This is a genomic window from Nonomuraea sp. NPDC049684 (assembly GCF_044465345.1).
GTDB lineage: Bacteria > Actinomycetota > Actinomycetes > Streptosporangiales > Streptosporangiaceae > Nonomuraea.
In genome coordinates, this window is sequence record NZ_JBITLO010000003.1 from 301,387 (window position 1) to 317,167 (window position 15,781).

The following is a 15,781-nucleotide window of genomic DNA, read 5'->3' on the forward strand; positions in this document are numbered from 1 at the left end:
CCGACTATGGCCGGACGGGTCAGGGGGCCGACAGTGAAGAATTCACGACTTCCTGGACAGCTTCAGCAGCGCGTCCGTGACCCCTTCGGGGTCGATCACCTGGTGCAGGTGGAGGCCGGGCAGCCGGGTCACCGGCCAGCCGCGCCCGGCCGCGTCGCGGGCCACCTCCTCGTACGGCGGCCCGAACCACAGGCACGAGCACCTGACCGCGTCCCAGCCGGCGGGCACGGGGACGGGCTGGGTGTAGTAGTCGAGGGGCAGCCGCGGCTGCTCGCCCGTGACCAGCAGCCGCTGGGCGGGGTCGGGGAGCATGGCGACGATGTCCTCCTCGTCCCACCAGTCGGTCCAGCGCGGCAGCACGCCGTCGGGGCCCGCCAGGCCGCGCAGGAACGGCACGAAGCTCTCCTCGGCCGTCCTGACCAGCCCCTGGGGCGGCGGCACGTGCGCGTCGGCGAACACGCAGGCCACCACCCGGTCGCCCAGCCCCTCCTTGATCACCGGCACGAAGAACCCGGCGTTGCTGTGCGCCACCAGCACCAGCGGCCCGCCGGAGGGCACGGCCGCGCGCACCGCCGCGACCACGCGCGGCCAGTACGGCGCCCCGCCGGCGGACACGCCGGTCAGGTCGGGGACGACGGCCGCCCGGCCGCGCCGCCCCAGCGACTCGGCCACCGGAGCCCACGTCGAGGGCCCGACGGAAGGGCTGTGCACCAGTACGAAGGTCGTTTCCATGGCCCTCACCCTGTCAGACGACGAGGGCGTGCCGGGAGACGGGTTTCCCGGCGCCGTCGTAGGCCGCCCAGGCCGCCGCGAGGTCGCGCACCGCCCGCGACAGCTCCTCCTCGGGGAACAGGAAGTGCAGGCGCAGGTGGGCGGCGTGGCCGCCCAGCGGGTCGAAGGAGCCGCCCGGCGGCACCGCGACGCCGTGCCGGAGCGCCATCTGGGCGAAGGAGCCGGCGTCGCCGCGCGGCAGGCGCACCCAGACGGTCTGGCCGCCCCGGGCCGGCTCGAACGTCCAGGACGGCAGGTGCGCCCGCAGCTCGGCGCACAGGTGGTCGTGCCGCCGGCGCAGGGCCCGTACGCGGGACTCGCGCACCTCGCCGAGGCGGCGCAGCAGCGCGACGGCGGCGAGCTGGCTGAAGACCTCGCCGCCGAGATCGTGCACGGCCCGCAGCCTGGCCAGCCGCGAGACCAGCGGCGCCGCCGCGCGGATCCAGCCCACCCGCAGCCCGCCCCACACCAGCTTGCTCAGCGAGCCGACGGTGACGACCCGCTCGCCCCCGCCGAAGGCGGCCACCGGCGCCGGCGTCCCGCCCGAGAAGCACAGCTCGGCGCAGACCTCGTCGTCGACCAGCGGCACGTCGTGCGCGGCGGCCAGGGCGGCCAGCCGCCTGCGGCCCGCGTCGTCCATGACCGCGCCGTCGGGGTTGCGCGCGGTGGGCACGCAGTAGACCAGCGCCGGCCGCTCGCGCACGGTCCGCCGTGCCTGGTCGTCACCCAGGTCCACGGGCTTGACGACGGCCGCCGCGTGCCTGAACACCTCCAGCGCGCCCGGGTAGGTCGGCGACTCGGTCAGCACGGTGTCGCCCGGCGCCACCAGCAGCCCGGCCAGCAGCGTGAGCGCCTGCTGCGCGCCCGTCGTCACCATGATCTGGTCCGCCGTGGTGGGCAGGCCGCGCGCGCCGTAGTAGCCCGCCAGCGCCTCCCGGAGCGCGGGGTCGCCCGCCGGGTGGTAGCCCAGGTCGCGCAGGCCCGCCACCCGCGCCCCCGCCTCCTGGTACGCCTCGAACAGCGCCGGCGGCGGGTCGTCCGGCGCCGCGCAGGTCAGCAGCCGCACGCCGTCGGGCGCGTGCAGGAGGTTGAGCATCAGCGGGTTGGCCGCCACGCCGTCGGCCGCCCTGGTGGCCGGCGGGTCGCCCGGCGCGACGCGGGTGCCGCTGCCCTGGCGGCGCGTCACCCGGCCCTCCTGCTGGAGCAGCTCGTAGGCGGCGACCACCGTGCCGCGGCCGACCGCGAGCCGGTCGGCCAGCACCCGGTCGGGCGGCAGCCGTTCGCCGGGCGGCAGCACGCCGTCGTCGACGAGCGCCCGCAACCGGGCGGCGAGCAGCAGGTAGAGCGGCCCGCGCCCGGAGGCCCACCGGCCCAGCAGGTGGACGAGCTCGTCGGGATTGGCCCTCTTCATGGACCAATTATCCGGTATTGGCTCTGCACTCAGGAGCCAATCAGGGGGATATTCGATGACATGAGTGATTTTCGCCCTGAGACGCGTGCCGTCCACCTGCCGCAGCCCCCGGTCGAGGGCAGCCGGCCGATCGGCATGCCCATCTACCAGAGCGCCGGGTTCGCCTTCGACGACCCCGAGCTGATGGGCGTGGCGATGACCCGCCCCGACGACGCCTTCGTCTACGGCCGCGACACCAACCCCACCGTGCGCGCCCTGGAGCTGGCGGTGTCCGGCCTGGAAGGCGGCGCCGCCGCGCTGGCCGCCGCCTCCGGCATGGGCGCGATCAACACCGTGCTGCTGGCCCTGCTCAAGCCCGGCGACCACCTGATCGCCCAGCGCTCCCTGTACGGCGGCACCGCCACGATGCTCAACGACCTGGCCGCCAGGTTCGGCGTCGCCGTCACGCACGTCCCCGAGAACGACCCCGCCGCGCTGCGCGCCGCCGTCCGGCCCGAGACGCGGCTGGTCTACCTGGAGACCATCAGCAACCCGATGGGCCTGGTCGCCGACCTGCCCGCGATGTGCGCCACGGCCCGCGAGCTGGGCGTCCTGTCGATGGTGGACAACACCTTCGCCACGCCCGTGCTCTGCCGCCCCCTTGAGCACGGCGCCGACGTCGTCGTGCACTCCGCCACCAAGTACCTGTCCGGCCACGGTGACGTGATCGGCGGCATCGCCGTCTTCGCCGACCCCGACCTGTACGGCAGGGTCTGGCACTTCGCCACCGAACTGGGGGCCGCGGCCGCGCCCTTCACGGCCTGGCTGACGCTGCGCGGGATCCAGACGCTGCCGCTGCGCATGGAACGCCACTGCGCCAACGCCGACCTGCTGGCCCGCCGGATCGCCGGGCACCCCGCCGTGACGGCCGTCCACTGGCCGGGGCTGCCCGCGCATCCGTCGTACGAGCTGGCCGCCAAACTGCTGCCCGCCTTCGGCGGCGTGTTCTCCTTCGAGCTGGCCGGCGGGCGGGCGGCGGGGGAGGCGTTCATGCGGTCCGTACGGCTGGCGCGCATCGCCCCCTCGCTCGGCGGCGTCGAGACCCGCGTCATGCAGCCCGCCACCACCTCCCACCGCTTCCTCGGCCCCGAGGACCTGGCCAGGCACGGCGTGAGCGAGGGCATGGTGCGCGTGGCCGTGGGCATCGAGCATCCCGAGGACCTCTGGGCGGACCTGGCCCAGGCGCTCGGATAACGTCGGCTCATACCCGCCCGTTGCGGGCGCACGACCGAAGGAGAGCCGTGACCACCGTCACTCACCAGGACGTCCTCGACGCGGCCGGCCGGATCGAAGGGCACGTGCTGCGCACGCCCGTCCTGGAGATCTCGCCGGGCCTGTCACTGAAACTGGAGTTGCTGCAGCACTCGGGCTCCTTCAAGGTGCGGGGGGCGTTCAACCGCATCCTGTCGGCCGGCTCGCTGCCCGCCGCCGGGGTCATCGCGGCCAGCGGCGGCAACCACGGGCTGGCCGTCGCCCACGCCGCCAGGGCGCTGGGCGTGCGGGCCGAGATCTTCGTGCCGGAGGTGACGAACCCGGTCAAGGTGGCCGGGCTCAAGGCGCTCGGCGCGCACACCACCCAGACCGGGGCGATCTACTCCGAGGCCGCGGAGGCCGCCGCCAAGCGCGCCGCCGAGACCGGCGCGCTGGCCGTGCACGCCTATGACCAGGCCGAGGTGCTGGCCGGGCAGGGCACGACCGGGCTGGAGATCATGCAGCAGACCGGGGGCGTGGACACGGTGGTGGTGGCCGTGGGCGGCGGCGGGCTCGCCGGCGGGATCACCCTGGGGGCCCGCGCCGGGGGAGCCGCGCCGCGGATCGTGGCGGTGGAGCCGTACGCCATCCCCACGCTGCACGAGGCGCTGCGCGCGGGCCGTCCGGTGCCGGTGCCGGTGGGCGGCGTGGCGGCCGACGCGCTCGGCGCCACGCAGCTCGGCGGGCTGGCGTTCGAGGTGCTGTCGGGGGCCGGGGTGGACAGCGTCCTGGTGGACGACGACGCCATCGTGGCGGCCCGGCGGACGCTCTGGGAGCGGCACCGGCTGGTGGCCGAGCCCGCCGGCGCGGCGGCGTACGCGGCCCTGCTGTCGGGGGCCTACCGGCCCGCGGCGGGCGAGCGGGTGGCCGTCGTGGTCTGCGGCTCCAACACCGACCCCGCCACGCTCTACGACGCGGCGGGGTGAGCCCGTCCCGGACGCGCGGGGCGCGCGGTCGGCTGCAGGTGTCAGCAGTAGGTGTGCTCGGGGGCCGGGAAGGCCCCCGAGGTCACCTCGTCGGCGAAGGCCCGCACCGCGCGGTCCATCTCCGAGGCCAGGTCGAAGTAGCGCTTGACGAACTTGGCCGGGCGCGGCGTCAGCCCCATCAGGTCCTGCCACACCAGGACCTGCGCGTCCGTTGACGGCCCCGCCCCGATGCCGACGGTCGGAATCGACAGCGACGTGGTCACCCGGTGCGCCAGATCGGCCGGCACGCACTCCAGCACCACCGCGAACGCCCCGGCCCGCTCCAGGTCCTTGGCGTCGGCCATCAGCTCGTCGCCCGACTGGCCGCGCCCCTGCACCCGGTAGCCGCCGAGCGCGTTGACCGACTGCGGCGTGAGCCCGAGGTGCGCCATGACCGGCACGCCCGCCGACACCAGCGCCTCGACCTGCGGCAGCACCCGCCGGCCGCCCTCCAGCTTGACCGCGTGCGCCCCCGCCTCCTTCATGAACCTGGCCGCCGACTCCAGCGCCTGCTGCGGCGACCCCTGGTACGACCCGAACGGCAGGTCGGCCACGACGAGCGCCCGCGACGACCCCCGCACCACGGCCGCGGTGAGCGGGACGAGGTGGTCGAGGGTGACCGGGAGGGTGGAGTCGAAGCCGTAGACGACCATGGCCGCGGAGTCGCCGACCAGCAGGACGGGCACGCCCGCCTGGTCGAACACCCGGGCCGTCATCGCGTCGTAGGCGGTGACCATGGGCCACCGCTCTCCGCGCTCCTTGGCCGCCGCGAGGTCGCGGACGGTGACCCGGCGGCCGGACGCGCCGCCGTACAGCGCGGTGGAAGACGTGGTAGATGACATGGACTACCTCCAGAAACGTCTCGAGGCGTCCCAGTGACGTCCCCGGACTCCTTCGATGATGTCACGAGGAGAAATCCGGTGGCGAAACTGTCGGTGCCTCTTGACACAATCGACGCGGAGGTAAACGACACACCATGGCTCTCGACCAATACCGCAGGCTCTTCCGGCTGCCCGGCGTCCGCACTCTGCTCCTGGTGGGGATGCTCGCGCGCGTCCCGGCCACCGCCATGGGAATGGCGCTCACCCTCCACGTGGTCTTCGGGCTGCGCCTCGGCTACGTCGAGGCCGGCGTGGTGACGATGGCCAGCACGGTCGGCATGGCCGTCGGCTCGCCGCTGTCGGGCCGGTTCGTCGACCGCCACGGGGTGCGTCCCGTGCTCGTCGTCACCACCCTGGCCCAGGCGGTGTTCTGGTCGTGCGCGTGGGCGCTGCCGCTGCCCGCCCTCGCCGTCGCGGCGGCCCTGGCGGGCCTGCTCAACCTGCCGGTGTTCAGCCTGACCAGGCAGTCGCTGGCCGCGCTGGTGCCGCCGGAGCAGCGGCGCACCGGGTTCACGCTCGACTCCATGCTGGTCGAGCTGTCGTACATGACCGGTCCCGCGCTCGCCGCGGCCGGCATCACCACGCTGGGCAGCACCACGACGCTGGCCCTCATCGGCGTCGGCATCACGGCCGCGGGCCTCGGCCTGATCGTGTTCAACCCGCCCACCCGGTCGGCCGTCGAGCTGGAGGAGCCGGTGGTGAAGGTGCCGCGGCGGCAGTGGCTCACGCCCGGCTTCGTCGCCCTGCTCGGCACCACGGCGGCGGCCACGTTCATCCTCACCGCGACCGAGCTCGGCCTGGTGGCCACCATCAACACCGCGGGCGAGACGCGGTGGGTCGGCCTCGCCGTGGCGATCTGGTGCCTCTACTCGCTGGTCGGGGGCTTCGTCTACGGCGGGCTGTCGCGCGGCTTCTCGCCCCTGGTGCTCATCGCGGGCATGGGCCTGCTGACCATCCCCGTGGGCCTGGCCGGCGCCGACTGGCGGTGGCTGATCCTGGCGATGCTGCCCGCCGGTCTGCTGTGCGCCCCGGCGCTGTCCTCCACCGTCGACGTGCTCAGCCGCTGGGTGCCCGCCGCGGCCAGGGGCGAGGCGATGGGCCTGCACGGCACGGCCCTGCTCATCGGCGGCGCCGCGTCCTCGCCGATCGCCGGGGCGATCATCGACGGCAGCGGGCCGACGTGGGCGTTCGTCGTGGCGGGGCTGGTCGGGGTGGTCATGGTGGTGGTCGCGCTGCCGCTGTGGCGGCGGCGTCCGCCGTCCGGGGGCACGCCGGTCGCGGGCAGCCCGGGCGACGCCAAGGGGCAGGTCCTGCCTGCGGCGGTGACCAAGAGCTGAGCGGGGCGGTTCCAGCCTGCCGGCCGCCGGGCCGGTGGGTGCGTCAGTGGTGTCCGCAGGCTTCGTGACGGCCTGTGCGGGGGTGGCGTGCGGCCCTGTGTGCGGGGGTGAACGGGGTTTCCCTGTTGTTTCCCCGTGCGCACTCCGCCCGTCAGTCGAAAGTTACGAAACGGGACCGTTGCGTATCGGAATACCTTGCGATACGGTGTCGTTGCGAAACTTGGTCGTATCGAAATTAAGGACGTTCTCATGGATCAGAACGCGGGGCATCCACGCAGGTGGGGCATCCTGGGAGTGCTGGTGTTCAGCCTCCTGGCGGTCGTGCTGGACAACACGATCCTCAACGTGGCGATGAAGACCATCGCCGACCCCCATGCCGGCTTGGGCGCGACGCAGGGCGAGCTGGAGTGGGCGATCAACTCCTACACGCTGGTGTTCGCCGGGCTGCTGTTCACCTTCGGCGTGATCGGCGACCGCACGGGCCGCAAGCGCATGTTGTTCATCGGCATGGCGCTGTTCGGCCTGGCCTCGCTGGCCAGCGCCTACTCCCAGGACCCGATGCAGCTGATCCTCGCCAGGGCGGCGATGGGCATCGGCGGCGCGGCCATCATGCCGGCCACGCTGGCGATCATCTCCAACGTGTTCCCGCCCGGTGAGCGTGGCAAGGCGATCGGCATCTGGGCCGGTGGCGTGGGGCTCGCGGTGGCGATCGGCCCGATCACCGGCGGCCTGCTCATCGAGCACTTCTGGTGGGGCTCGGTGTTCCTGATCAACGTGCCGATCGTGGTGATCAGCATGGTGCTCATCGCCGCCTTCGTGCCCGAGTCGCGTGACCCGAAGCCGTCCAAGCTCGACCCGGTGGGCGTGCTGCTGTCGATCATCGGTCTGGTCGCGCTGGTCTACGGCATCATCCGCGGCGGCGACCAGGGCACCCTGGCCAGCGCCGACGTGATCGTCCCGACGGTGGCCGGCCTGCTCGTGCTGGGCGTGTTCGTGTGGTGGGAGCGTCGCATCGACAACCCGGTGTTCGACGTGCGCAACTTCAGCAACGTACGGTTCAGCTCGGCCATCGGCATGATGGGCCTGGTCTTCTTCGCGATGATGGGCGGGATGTTCTTCCTGACCTTCTACCTGCAGATCGTGCTGGGCTTCAGCCCGATCCAGGCGGGGGCCCTGATGATCCCGTTCGCCGCCGCGCAGCTCATCTTCGCGCCGCTCAGCCAGCGGGTGAACCAGCTCTTCGGCGCCAAGCTGTCGGCCACGGTCAGCATGCTCGTGGTCACCGCGGCGCTGGGCAGCTACGCGCTGATGGACGTCGACACGCCCGTGGTGCTGATCGAGATCATCTTCTTCGTCCAGGGCGCGGCGATGGCGAACATCATGCCGCCCGCGACCACCGCCATCATGGAGGCGCTGCCCAGGGAGAAGGCCGGTGTGGGCTCGGCCATGAGCAACACCGTCCGCCAGGTCGCCGGCGCGCTCGGCGTGGCCGTGCTCGGCTCGGTCCTGTCCAGCAGCTACCGCGGCGAGATCGCCTCGGCGCTGCCCGCCGACGCCCCGCACGCCGCCGGTGAGTCGATCATGGCGACGATGGAGTTCGCCGGCAGTCTCGGCGAGCGCGGCCATGCGCTGATCAAGCCCGCCTTCGCCGCCTTCGTCGACGGCATGCACGTCACGGCGGTGGTGTCGGCCGTGATCGGCCTGGTGGGCGTCGCGGTGGTGGCCAAGTGGATGCCGGGCAAGGCGCGCCCGGTCCAGCAGGCGGAACAGAAGGAACCAGCGGTAGTGTGAGGCCGCGATGACGATCCAGGATTCAGGGACTGCCCGCCCGGCGGGCCGTCCGCGCAGCGAGAAGGCCGAGAAGGCGATCATCGACGCGACCCTCGACCTGATCGGCGAGGGCATGGGGGTGTCGGAGCTGTCGATCGAGGCCATCGCGTCGAGGGCGGGCGTCGGCAAGACGACGATCTACCGGCGCTGGTCCAACAAGGAGGACCTGGTCGTCGACGCCCTCTCCACGCTGAAGGCGCCGCTCCCGCCGCTGTCCGGCATCTCCGTGCGCGACGACCTGATCTCCCTGCTCGACGCGATGCGCCGGGAGGCGGGCCAGGCCCGCACCCGGTGCGTGATGAACATCGCGATGAGCGAGGCCGATCGTTATCCCCGGCTGATGGAGCGCTTCGTGAAGCGGGCCGTCGAGCCGCGCAGGGAGGCGCTGCGCTCGGTGGTCGAGCGCGGCGTCGCCACCGGCGAGCTCCGGCCCGACCTCGACGTCGACCTGGCGATGGCCCTGTTCTCGGGCACGATGATGTGGCAGTCGAAGTGGGGCCCGGCCGGTGACCTGCCGGCCGACCTGGCCGAACGGGTGGTCGACATGGTCCTGCGCGGGCTGGCCGGAGACCGCGCCGAGCCCTGAGCCGTCCGCACCCGCCACGGAGGCGCGTCCCTCGGGACGGCCTCCGTTCGTCGTTCCTGGGCGGCCTGTTCGGAAGGTCCGGGTGCAGGCGGCCTGCGCCGGCTGCACCCCGCAGGCCGCCGCCGGGCGGGTCAGCTCGTCGTCTCGCGCCACCGGTTGGTGATGGGCAGACGGCGGTCGCGCCCGAAGTTCTTCGGCGTGATCTTCGGGCCCGGCGGGTACTGGCGGCGCTTGTACTCCGCCAGGTCCACCAGCCTGATCACCCGCGTGACCAGCGCCGGGTCGTGCCCGGCCGCGATGAGCTCCTGCGAGCCCATGTCCTTCTCCACGTAGTCGTCCAGCAGCCGGTCCAGCACCTCGTACGGCGGCAGCGAGTCGGTGTCGCGCTGGTCGGGACGGAGCTCGGCGCTGGGCTCCTTGGTGATCGAGTTCTCCGGGATCGGCTGCTCGACGTCCATCAGGAAGCCCTCGCAGGTGTGCGCGTTGCGCCACTTGGACAGCTCCCACACCATCGTCTTCGGCACGTCCTTGATCGGGGCGAAGCCGCCGGCCGAGTCGCCGTAGAGGGTGGAGTAGCCGGTCGCCAGCTCGCTCTTGTTGCCGGTGGTGAGCACCAGGTGGCCGTGCTCGTTCGACAGGCCCATGAGGATCATGCCGCGCACCCTGGCCTGGAGGTTCTCCGCGGCCAGGCCGGACAGCTCGATCTCCTTCTCGAAGGCCGTGACGATCTCGGCGATCGGCGCGATCCTGGAGTTGATGCCCTGCCTGGCCACCAGGTCCTCGGCGTCGGCCAGCGAGTGGTCGGAGGAGTAGCGCGAGGGCATGAGCACGACGTGCACCCGGGACGGGCCGATCGCGTCGGAGGCGATGGCCGCCGTCAGGGCCGAGTCGATGCCGCCCGACAGGCCCAGGATGACCGACTGGAAGCCGTTCTTGGCCACGTAGTCGCGTACCGCGAGCACCAGGGCCGAGTAGACCTCGGCGTGCAGGTCGAGCCGCTCGGCGACGCGGGCGGGCGCGGCCGGGTAGGGCGCGACGGGCTCCTGCGAGAGCACCCGGCGCTCCACGGTGATCGTGGTGCCGTCGAGGGCGTCGTAGGGGAACGTCCCGGGCTCGGCGTCGGCGACCGGCAGGTCGAGGTCGGCGATCAGCAGCTCCTCGCGGAACTGGCCGGCCCGCGCGACCAGCTCGCCCGAGCCGTCCACGACGATCGAGTCGCCGTCGAAGACCAGCTCGTCCTGGCCGCCGACCTGGTTGACGTAGGCGAGCGCGCAGCCGGCCTCGCGCGCCCTGCGGGCGCACAGCTCCAGCCGTACGTCGTCCTTCTCCTTCTCGTACGGCGAGGCGTTCGGGACCACCAGCAGCCCGGCGCCCGCCTGGCCGACGACGGACACCGGCCCGCCCTCCTGCCAGAGGTCCTCGCAGACGGCGATCGCCACGTCCACGCCGTGCAGCCGGAAGATCGGCAACCGGTCGCCGCGCACGAAGTAGCGGTACTCGTCGAACACGCCGTAGTTGGGCAGGTGGTGCTTGGCCGTGCGGGTGACGACCTCGCCCTTGTGCAGCAGCGCGGCCGCGTCCAGCGGCGCGCCCTTGGGCTGCCCCACGCGGGGGGCCAGGCCGGCGCGGTCGACGTAGCCGACGACCACGGGGAGGTCGCCCAGTCCCTCGCGGTCGAGCCTGCGCGCCACCTCCTCCAGGGTCCTGACGCTGGCGTCCACGAAGGACGTGCGCAGCACCAGGTCCTCGACGGGATAACCGGTGAGGAACATCTCGGTGAAGACGACGAGGTGAGCGCCTTGCTCGGCGGCGTCACGGGTCCACGCGACCAGCCGCTCGGCGTTGGCGGCCAGGTCGCCGACGGTCGGGTTCGTCTGTGCCAGGGCTATGCGCAGTTGTGCCACGTCATTAGCCTAGTACGACCCGATTTTTATCGTCAAAGCGACGAAAAGTGTCCCATGTCGCCAGGAGTGACCAATCCGGACTCGTAGGCCGCCATCACCAGCTGCGCCCGGTCGAACAGCCCCAGGTGGTCCAGCAGCGACTTCACCAGCACCGACACCTCCTCCTCCGGCAGTGCGAGCGTCTGGCCGATCTGCCGGTTCGTCAGCCCGCGCGCGACGAGTTTGAGCACGTCGAGCCGGGCGTCGGAGAGCCCGGCCAGCGCCGGCGGCGAGGCCGGGTCGGTGCGCCCGGCGAACGCCGAGATCAGCCGGGTGGTGACCGCCGGGTCGATGAGCGCGTCCCCGACGGCGGCGGCCCTGATCGCGGCCAGGAACTGCTCGGGGGCCGAGGTCTTCAGCACGAAGCCGCTCACGCCCGCGCGCAGCGCCGCGTACAGGTTCTCGTCGCTGCCGAACGTCGTCATCATGACGACCTTGGGCGGGCGTTCCCCGGCCAGGATCCGGCGGGCGGCGGCCAGGCCGTCCAGGTGCGGCATCTGGATGTCCAGCAGCACGACGTCCGGCCGGTGCGCGCGCACCCCCGCGATGGCCTCCTCGCCGTTGGCGGCCTCGCCGGCCAGCGCGACGCCGTCCTCGCTGTCGAGCATGGCGCGCAGCCCCGCCCGTACGAGCGCCTGGTCGTCGGCCACCAGCACGCGCAGCACCCGCTCGCCGGCGGCCGCAGCCGGCGCGGCGGACGGCGCAGTGGACGGCGCGGGCGACGGCGCGGGCGGCGGTGGCGGCTCCTCCAGTCGCTGGGCCAGCATGTCGGCCTCCAGCCGGCGCAGCCCGGCCGACAGGTCGAGGCCCAGCTCGTCCCGCCACACCGCGCGGGCCCGGCGCAGCGCGGCCAGCGCGTCGCCCTGGCGGCCCATCCGGTACAGCGCGAGGGCCAGCAGCCGCCACGCCTCCTCGCGCAGCGGATGGGCCGAGGCGTGCGCCTCCAGGTCGGCCACCAGGGAGGTGGCCCGGCCGAGCGCGAGACCGGCGTCGGCGCGCCGCTCGACCGCGATCAGCCGCAGCTCCTCCAGCCGGCCCGCCTCGGTCGCCGCCCAGGTCAGCTCGGCGAACTCGGCCAGCGCCGGCCCGCGCCACAACCCGAGCGCGCTCTCCATGGCCGCCCACACCTGCGGCGGCGGCCCCTCGGTCTTCACCAGGCCCTCGAACCGCCACGAGTCCACCTGCTCGGGCGCGGCGCGCAGCGCGTAGCCGGGCGCGGCCGAGACCAGCACCTCGGCCTCCTCGCGCGGCGCGCGGCCGGGCTCCAGCGCCCGCCGCAGCCGGGAGACGTAGCCCTGGATGGTGGACAGGGCCTGCGCGGGCGGATCGCCCGGCCACAGCTCGTCGATGAGGGTGTGCACGGGCACGGCCCGGCCGCCCGCCACGAGCAGACGGGCGAGCACCGCCCGCTGCCGCTGGCCGCCGAGGTCGAGGGGGACGCCGTCGCTCCAGGCGTGGAACGGTCCCAGTGCGGTGAATGTCAGCATGTCAGGGGTAAGCGTAGAGGGAGAACACGTCCGGGCATATGGCGAATTGTCACAGGGGGAGTTCGGCGTGGACAACCGTGCCGCCTCCCGGTCCCGCTCGTACGGCGCAGGTGCCCCCGAGCTCGGCGGCCCGTTCGCGCATCGAGCCCAGCCCGACGCCGGGCCGCGCGTCCGGCGGCAGGCCGATCCCGTCGTCGACGACCGTGACGCGCAGCCGGTCGTCGCGGCGCAGCGCCACCGTGATCCGCGAGGCGCAGGCGTGCTTGCGGGCGTTGGTGAGCGCCTCCTGCACGATGCGGTAGGCCGCGACCTCGACCGCGGCGGGCAGGCCGGTCAGCTCGCCCGACGTCTCGATCGGCGTCCCGGCCAGCTCCTCGATCGCGCCGGCCAGGCCCAGCTCGTCCAGGGCGGGCGGGCGCAGTCCGTAGACGAGCTGCCGGATGTCGCCGGTCACGGCGTCCATGCCGGCGCGCAGCCCGGCCAGCAGCCGGTCGGCCTGCTCGGGGGCGCTGTGCACGGTCAGCCGGGCCGCGTTGATCGACATGGCCATGCCGGTGAGCGACTGGCCGAGCCCGTCGTGCAGGTCGCGGCGCAGCCGCCGCCGTTCCTCCTCCCGCGCGGTCAGGATGCGCTCGCGCGAGCGCTGCAACGCCGCCGTCAGCCGTACGGCGTGCGCGGCGTCGGCGATGTACGGCGTGATCGTGGCGATCACCCGCTCGTCGTGGGCCGCGGGGAACCTGCGCCGGTCCGTCGGCCCGATCAGCAGCAGCCCGACCGGCTCGCCGTGCCACACCAGGGGGATCGTCCTGGCCGCCGCGCCCACCGCGCCGGACGTGGTGACCGCGCCGTCGGCCTCGACCGCCACGCCGGTCACCGACAGGCCCTCGCGCAGGACGTCGAGCGTGGCCAGCAGGCCGTGCACCGGGTCGGTGTGCTGGAGCCGGTGCCGCAGCCGCCGGGCCAGCGTGCCGGGCACGCCGGTGCTGCCGTACAGCAGGCGGTCCACGCCGCGTTGCAGGCCGCGGCGCATCGGCTGGAAGAACGCCCCGGCGAACAGGGCCGCCGGGATCCCGGCGATCCGGTCCACCTCCGACAGGAACAGGCTGAGCGCCGCGCTGACCGCCACGTACACGAGGGTGATCACGATGGCCAGGCCGGTGCCCACCAGGGCCCTGCTGATCAGCGTGTCGATGCCGAACAGCCGGTAGCGCAGCACCGCCACGGCGATGGCCGCCGGGATGAGCGGGATGGCCAGCGAGGCCACCCACCAGACGTCCGCGCCGAGCATCCAGGGCACCAGCAGGCCCGGCAGGGCCACCAGCAGCCACAGGAGCTGCCGCCGCTCGACCGCGTCGCCGTGCCGGAAGCGCACGACCAGCGAGGCGAAGGCCAGCACCATGCTCGCCGAGAGCGTGCCGTGCCCGGCCTCGCGCAGCTCCGGCCGGTCGGTCAGCAGCCCGGCCCAGTCCAGCGCCTGCCCGGCCACGGCCAGCGCGATCACCGGCCGCCAGCGCCGCGACGGCAGCCTGCCCACCGGGTACAGCAGGGGCAGCAGCACGCCGAGCGTCAGCTCGCAGACGTTCCAGGTCAGGTGGACGACCGGCCAGCGCTGCCCCGGCTGCCCGTCGAGCAACTGGTAGAGGTTGGCCGACAGGATGTTGGCCGCGGCGCTCGCCCCGCCCAGGCACAGCAGCCAGCCGATGACCAGCCGCGGCCTGCTGTGCACGAGGATCGCGCCGAAGACCGGGAAGGCCGTGCCCGCCATGTCCTCCGGCGCGAACGGCAGCGGCGTGTACGGCGACGGCGGCAACTGGGCGGTCACCCAGATGTCGGCCAGCTCCAGCACGACGGCGAACGTGGCGATCCCGATCGCGACGCGGGGAGTGGCCAGCCTCGTCACCGCCCGGCGCGCCCATGCTGCGTGGCGCATCCCACCATTTCCTTCCGTGATCGGCAGGAAATTATCGGGAACCGGCCAACATCCGATCAAAATTCTCTCAACGGCGGCGAAATCCGTGGAGCGCCGCCCAGGGCCTCAGGCCGGCGTCAGCGCCGCCGGATCGCCGGGCCGAGGGCCAGCATGCCCGCCGCCGAGACCAGCGCGACGCCGCCCACGGCGAACCACAGCGTCTTCGGCCCGGCCGCCAGCAGCGGGCCGCCCATCAGCGGCGCCAGCACCGAGGCCAGCGACCAGGCGAAGCCGAACAGCCCCGAGTACCGCCCCCGCAGGTGCTCGGGGGCCAGCGCGGCCACGATCGTCCCCGAGATGCCCGCGGTGATGATCTCGCCGACGGTCCACACCGCGATCGTGACGGCCAGCCAGAACGTCGTGGTGACGAAGGCCGTCAGCGCGAACCCGACCCCCATGACCGCCAGCCCGAGCGCGAACGTGCGGGAGGGGTCCCTGCGCCCGAGCCAGCCCGAGACCAGCGGCTGCACGACGACGATCAGCACCCCGTTCAGCGCCATGGCCAGGCCGAACTGCCCCGGCGTCAGCTTCACCACCGACGTCATCGCGACCGGCAGCATGGTCACGGTCTGCAGGTAGACCAGCGCGTTGCCGAGCACGACCAGCGTGAAGGCCACCATCAGCCGGTCGCGCAGCACGACGCCGAACCCGCCGGACGACTCGCGCGCCGGCGGCCGGGTCTCGGGCACCGCCCGCCACACCAGCGCGGCGAAGATCAGGCACGAGGCCGCGTCGATCCAGAACAACCAGGCGAACCCGACACTGGCCAGCCAGCCGCCGGCCGTCATGCCGACCGCGTAACCCAGGTTGATCGCCCAGAACAGCAGCCCGTACGCGCGGGCCCGCTCCGACGGCGACACCAGGTCGGCCACCAGGGCGCTGGACGCCGGCCGGTAGATGTCGATCACCAGCCCGAGCACGAACATGGAGGCCACGATCGCCGGCAGCGAGGTGCTGTAACCCAGCGCCAGCATGGTGGCGGCGGTGGCCGCCATGCCGCCCGCCAGCGTGACCCGCCGCCCGATCCGGTCGGTGAGCACGCCGGCCAGGATCTGCGACAGCAGCGAGCCCGCGCCGTAGACGCCCATGACCAGGCCCACGGCGGTCACCGACATGCCGCGGGAGTGGGTCAGGTACACGCCGGTGAACGGCATGACCAGGGTGCCCAGGCGGTTGACGAGGGTGCCGCTCCACAGGGCCCAGAAGGGCCGCGGCAGTCCGCCGATCTGGGCGCGGAGGAAGGAAGGCTTCTCAACAGCGGTGCTAGACACGGGTCAAGGGTCGGGCCCGGCGGGCCGCGGTGCCATCGAT

General features: G+C 73.4%; 12 protein-coding genes. 5 read left to right on the plus strand and 7 right to left on the minus strand.

The window, feature by feature from the left end; all coding sequences use genetic code 11:
• Positions 1-42: 42 nt before the first annotated feature.
• Positions 43-732: an alpha/beta hydrolase gene (locus ACIBST_RS11670; RefSeq protein ID WP_397171038.1), complete on the minus strand. Its 690-nt coding sequence runs from the start codon at positions 730-732 to the stop codon at positions 43-45.
• A 13-nt stretch (positions 733-745) separates the two neighbouring features.
• Positions 746-2,182 (minus strand): PLP-dependent aminotransferase family protein, encoded by a 1,437-nt coding sequence (locus ACIBST_RS11675; RefSeq protein WP_397171040.1) that lies wholly within the window; start codon positions 2,180-2,182, stop codon positions 746-748.
• 60 nt (positions 2,183-2,242) lie between these two features.
• On the opposite strand from ACIBST_RS11675, the gene ACIBST_RS11680 reads away from it, so the two are divergent.
• Both ACIBST_RS11680 and ACIBST_RS11685 read left to right on the plus strand, forming a co-directional pair.
• On the plus strand, positions 2,243-3,415 hold the full coding sequence (locus ACIBST_RS11680; RefSeq protein ID WP_397171042.1) for a trans-sulfuration enzyme family protein: 1,173 nt from the start codon (positions 2,243-2,245) through the stop codon (positions 3,413-3,415).
• Positions 3,416-3,462: 47 nt separating this feature from the next.
• Positions 3,463-4,398: a serine/threonine dehydratase gene (locus ACIBST_RS11685; protein WP_397171044.1), complete on the plus strand. Its 936-nt coding sequence runs from the start codon at positions 3,463-3,465 to the stop codon at positions 4,396-4,398.
• Positions 4,399-4,439: 41 nt separating this feature from the next.
• Here the strand turns inward: ACIBST_RS11685 and panB are convergent, their stop codons facing one another.
• Entirely contained in the window at positions 4,440-5,279 is an 840-nt protein-coding gene (panB, locus tag ACIBST_RS11690; protein WP_397171045.1) for a 3-methyl-2-oxobutanoate hydroxymethyltransferase, read from the minus strand.
• Positions 5,280-5,413: 134 nt separating this feature from the next.
• On the opposite strand from panB, the gene ACIBST_RS11695 reads away from it, so the two are divergent.
• The 3 genes from ACIBST_RS11695 (at position 5,414) to ACIBST_RS11705 (ending at position 9,071) form a co-directional block, all read left to right on the plus strand.
• Positions 5,414-6,655, plus strand: a complete 1,242-nt coding sequence (locus ACIBST_RS11695) for an MFS transporter (protein ID WP_397171047.1) — start codon at positions 5,414-5,416, stop codon at positions 6,653-6,655.
• 249 nt (positions 6,656-6,904) lie between these two features.
• On the plus strand, positions 6,905-8,446 hold the full coding sequence (locus ACIBST_RS11700; RefSeq protein ID WP_397171048.1) for an MFS transporter: 1,542 nt from the start codon (positions 6,905-6,907) through the stop codon (positions 8,444-8,446).
• A gap of 7 nt (positions 8,447-8,453) precedes the next feature.
• Positions 8,454-9,071 (plus strand): TetR/AcrR family transcriptional regulator, encoded by a 618-nt coding sequence (locus ACIBST_RS11705; protein WP_397171049.1) that lies wholly within the window; start codon positions 8,454-8,456, stop codon positions 9,069-9,071.
• A gap of 131 nt (positions 9,072-9,202) precedes the next feature.
• Here ACIBST_RS11705 and ACIBST_RS11710 read toward each other — a convergent pair whose 3' ends face one another.
• The 4 genes from ACIBST_RS11710 to ACIBST_RS11725 all read right to left on the minus strand — a co-directional run bounded on the left by ACIBST_RS11710 (position 9,203) and on the right by ACIBST_RS11725 (position 15,741).
• Positions 9,203-10,975 carry an NAD+ synthase gene (locus ACIBST_RS11710; RefSeq protein ID WP_397171051.1) on the minus strand — a complete coding sequence of 591 codons (1,773 nt, stop codon included), beginning with the start codon at positions 10,973-10,975 and terminating at the stop codon, positions 9,203-9,205.
• A gap of 32 nt (positions 10,976-11,007) precedes the next feature.
• Entirely contained in the window at positions 11,008-12,501 is a 1,494-nt protein-coding gene (locus ACIBST_RS11715; protein WP_397171053.1) for a BTAD domain-containing putative transcriptional regulator, read from the minus strand.
• Positions 12,502-12,550: 49 nt separating this feature from the next.
• Positions 12,551-14,431: a sensor histidine kinase gene (locus tag ACIBST_RS11720; protein ID WP_397171054.1), complete on the minus strand. Its 1,881-nt coding sequence runs from the start codon at positions 14,429-14,431 to the stop codon at positions 12,551-12,553.
• Between the two features lie 116 nt (positions 14,432-14,547).
• Positions 14,548-15,741 carry an MDR family MFS transporter gene (locus ACIBST_RS11725; RefSeq protein ID WP_397171056.1) on the minus strand — a complete coding sequence of 398 codons (1,194 nt, stop codon included), beginning with the start codon at positions 15,739-15,741 and terminating at the stop codon, positions 14,548-14,550.
• Between the last annotated feature and the right edge of the window lie 40 nt (positions 15,742-15,781).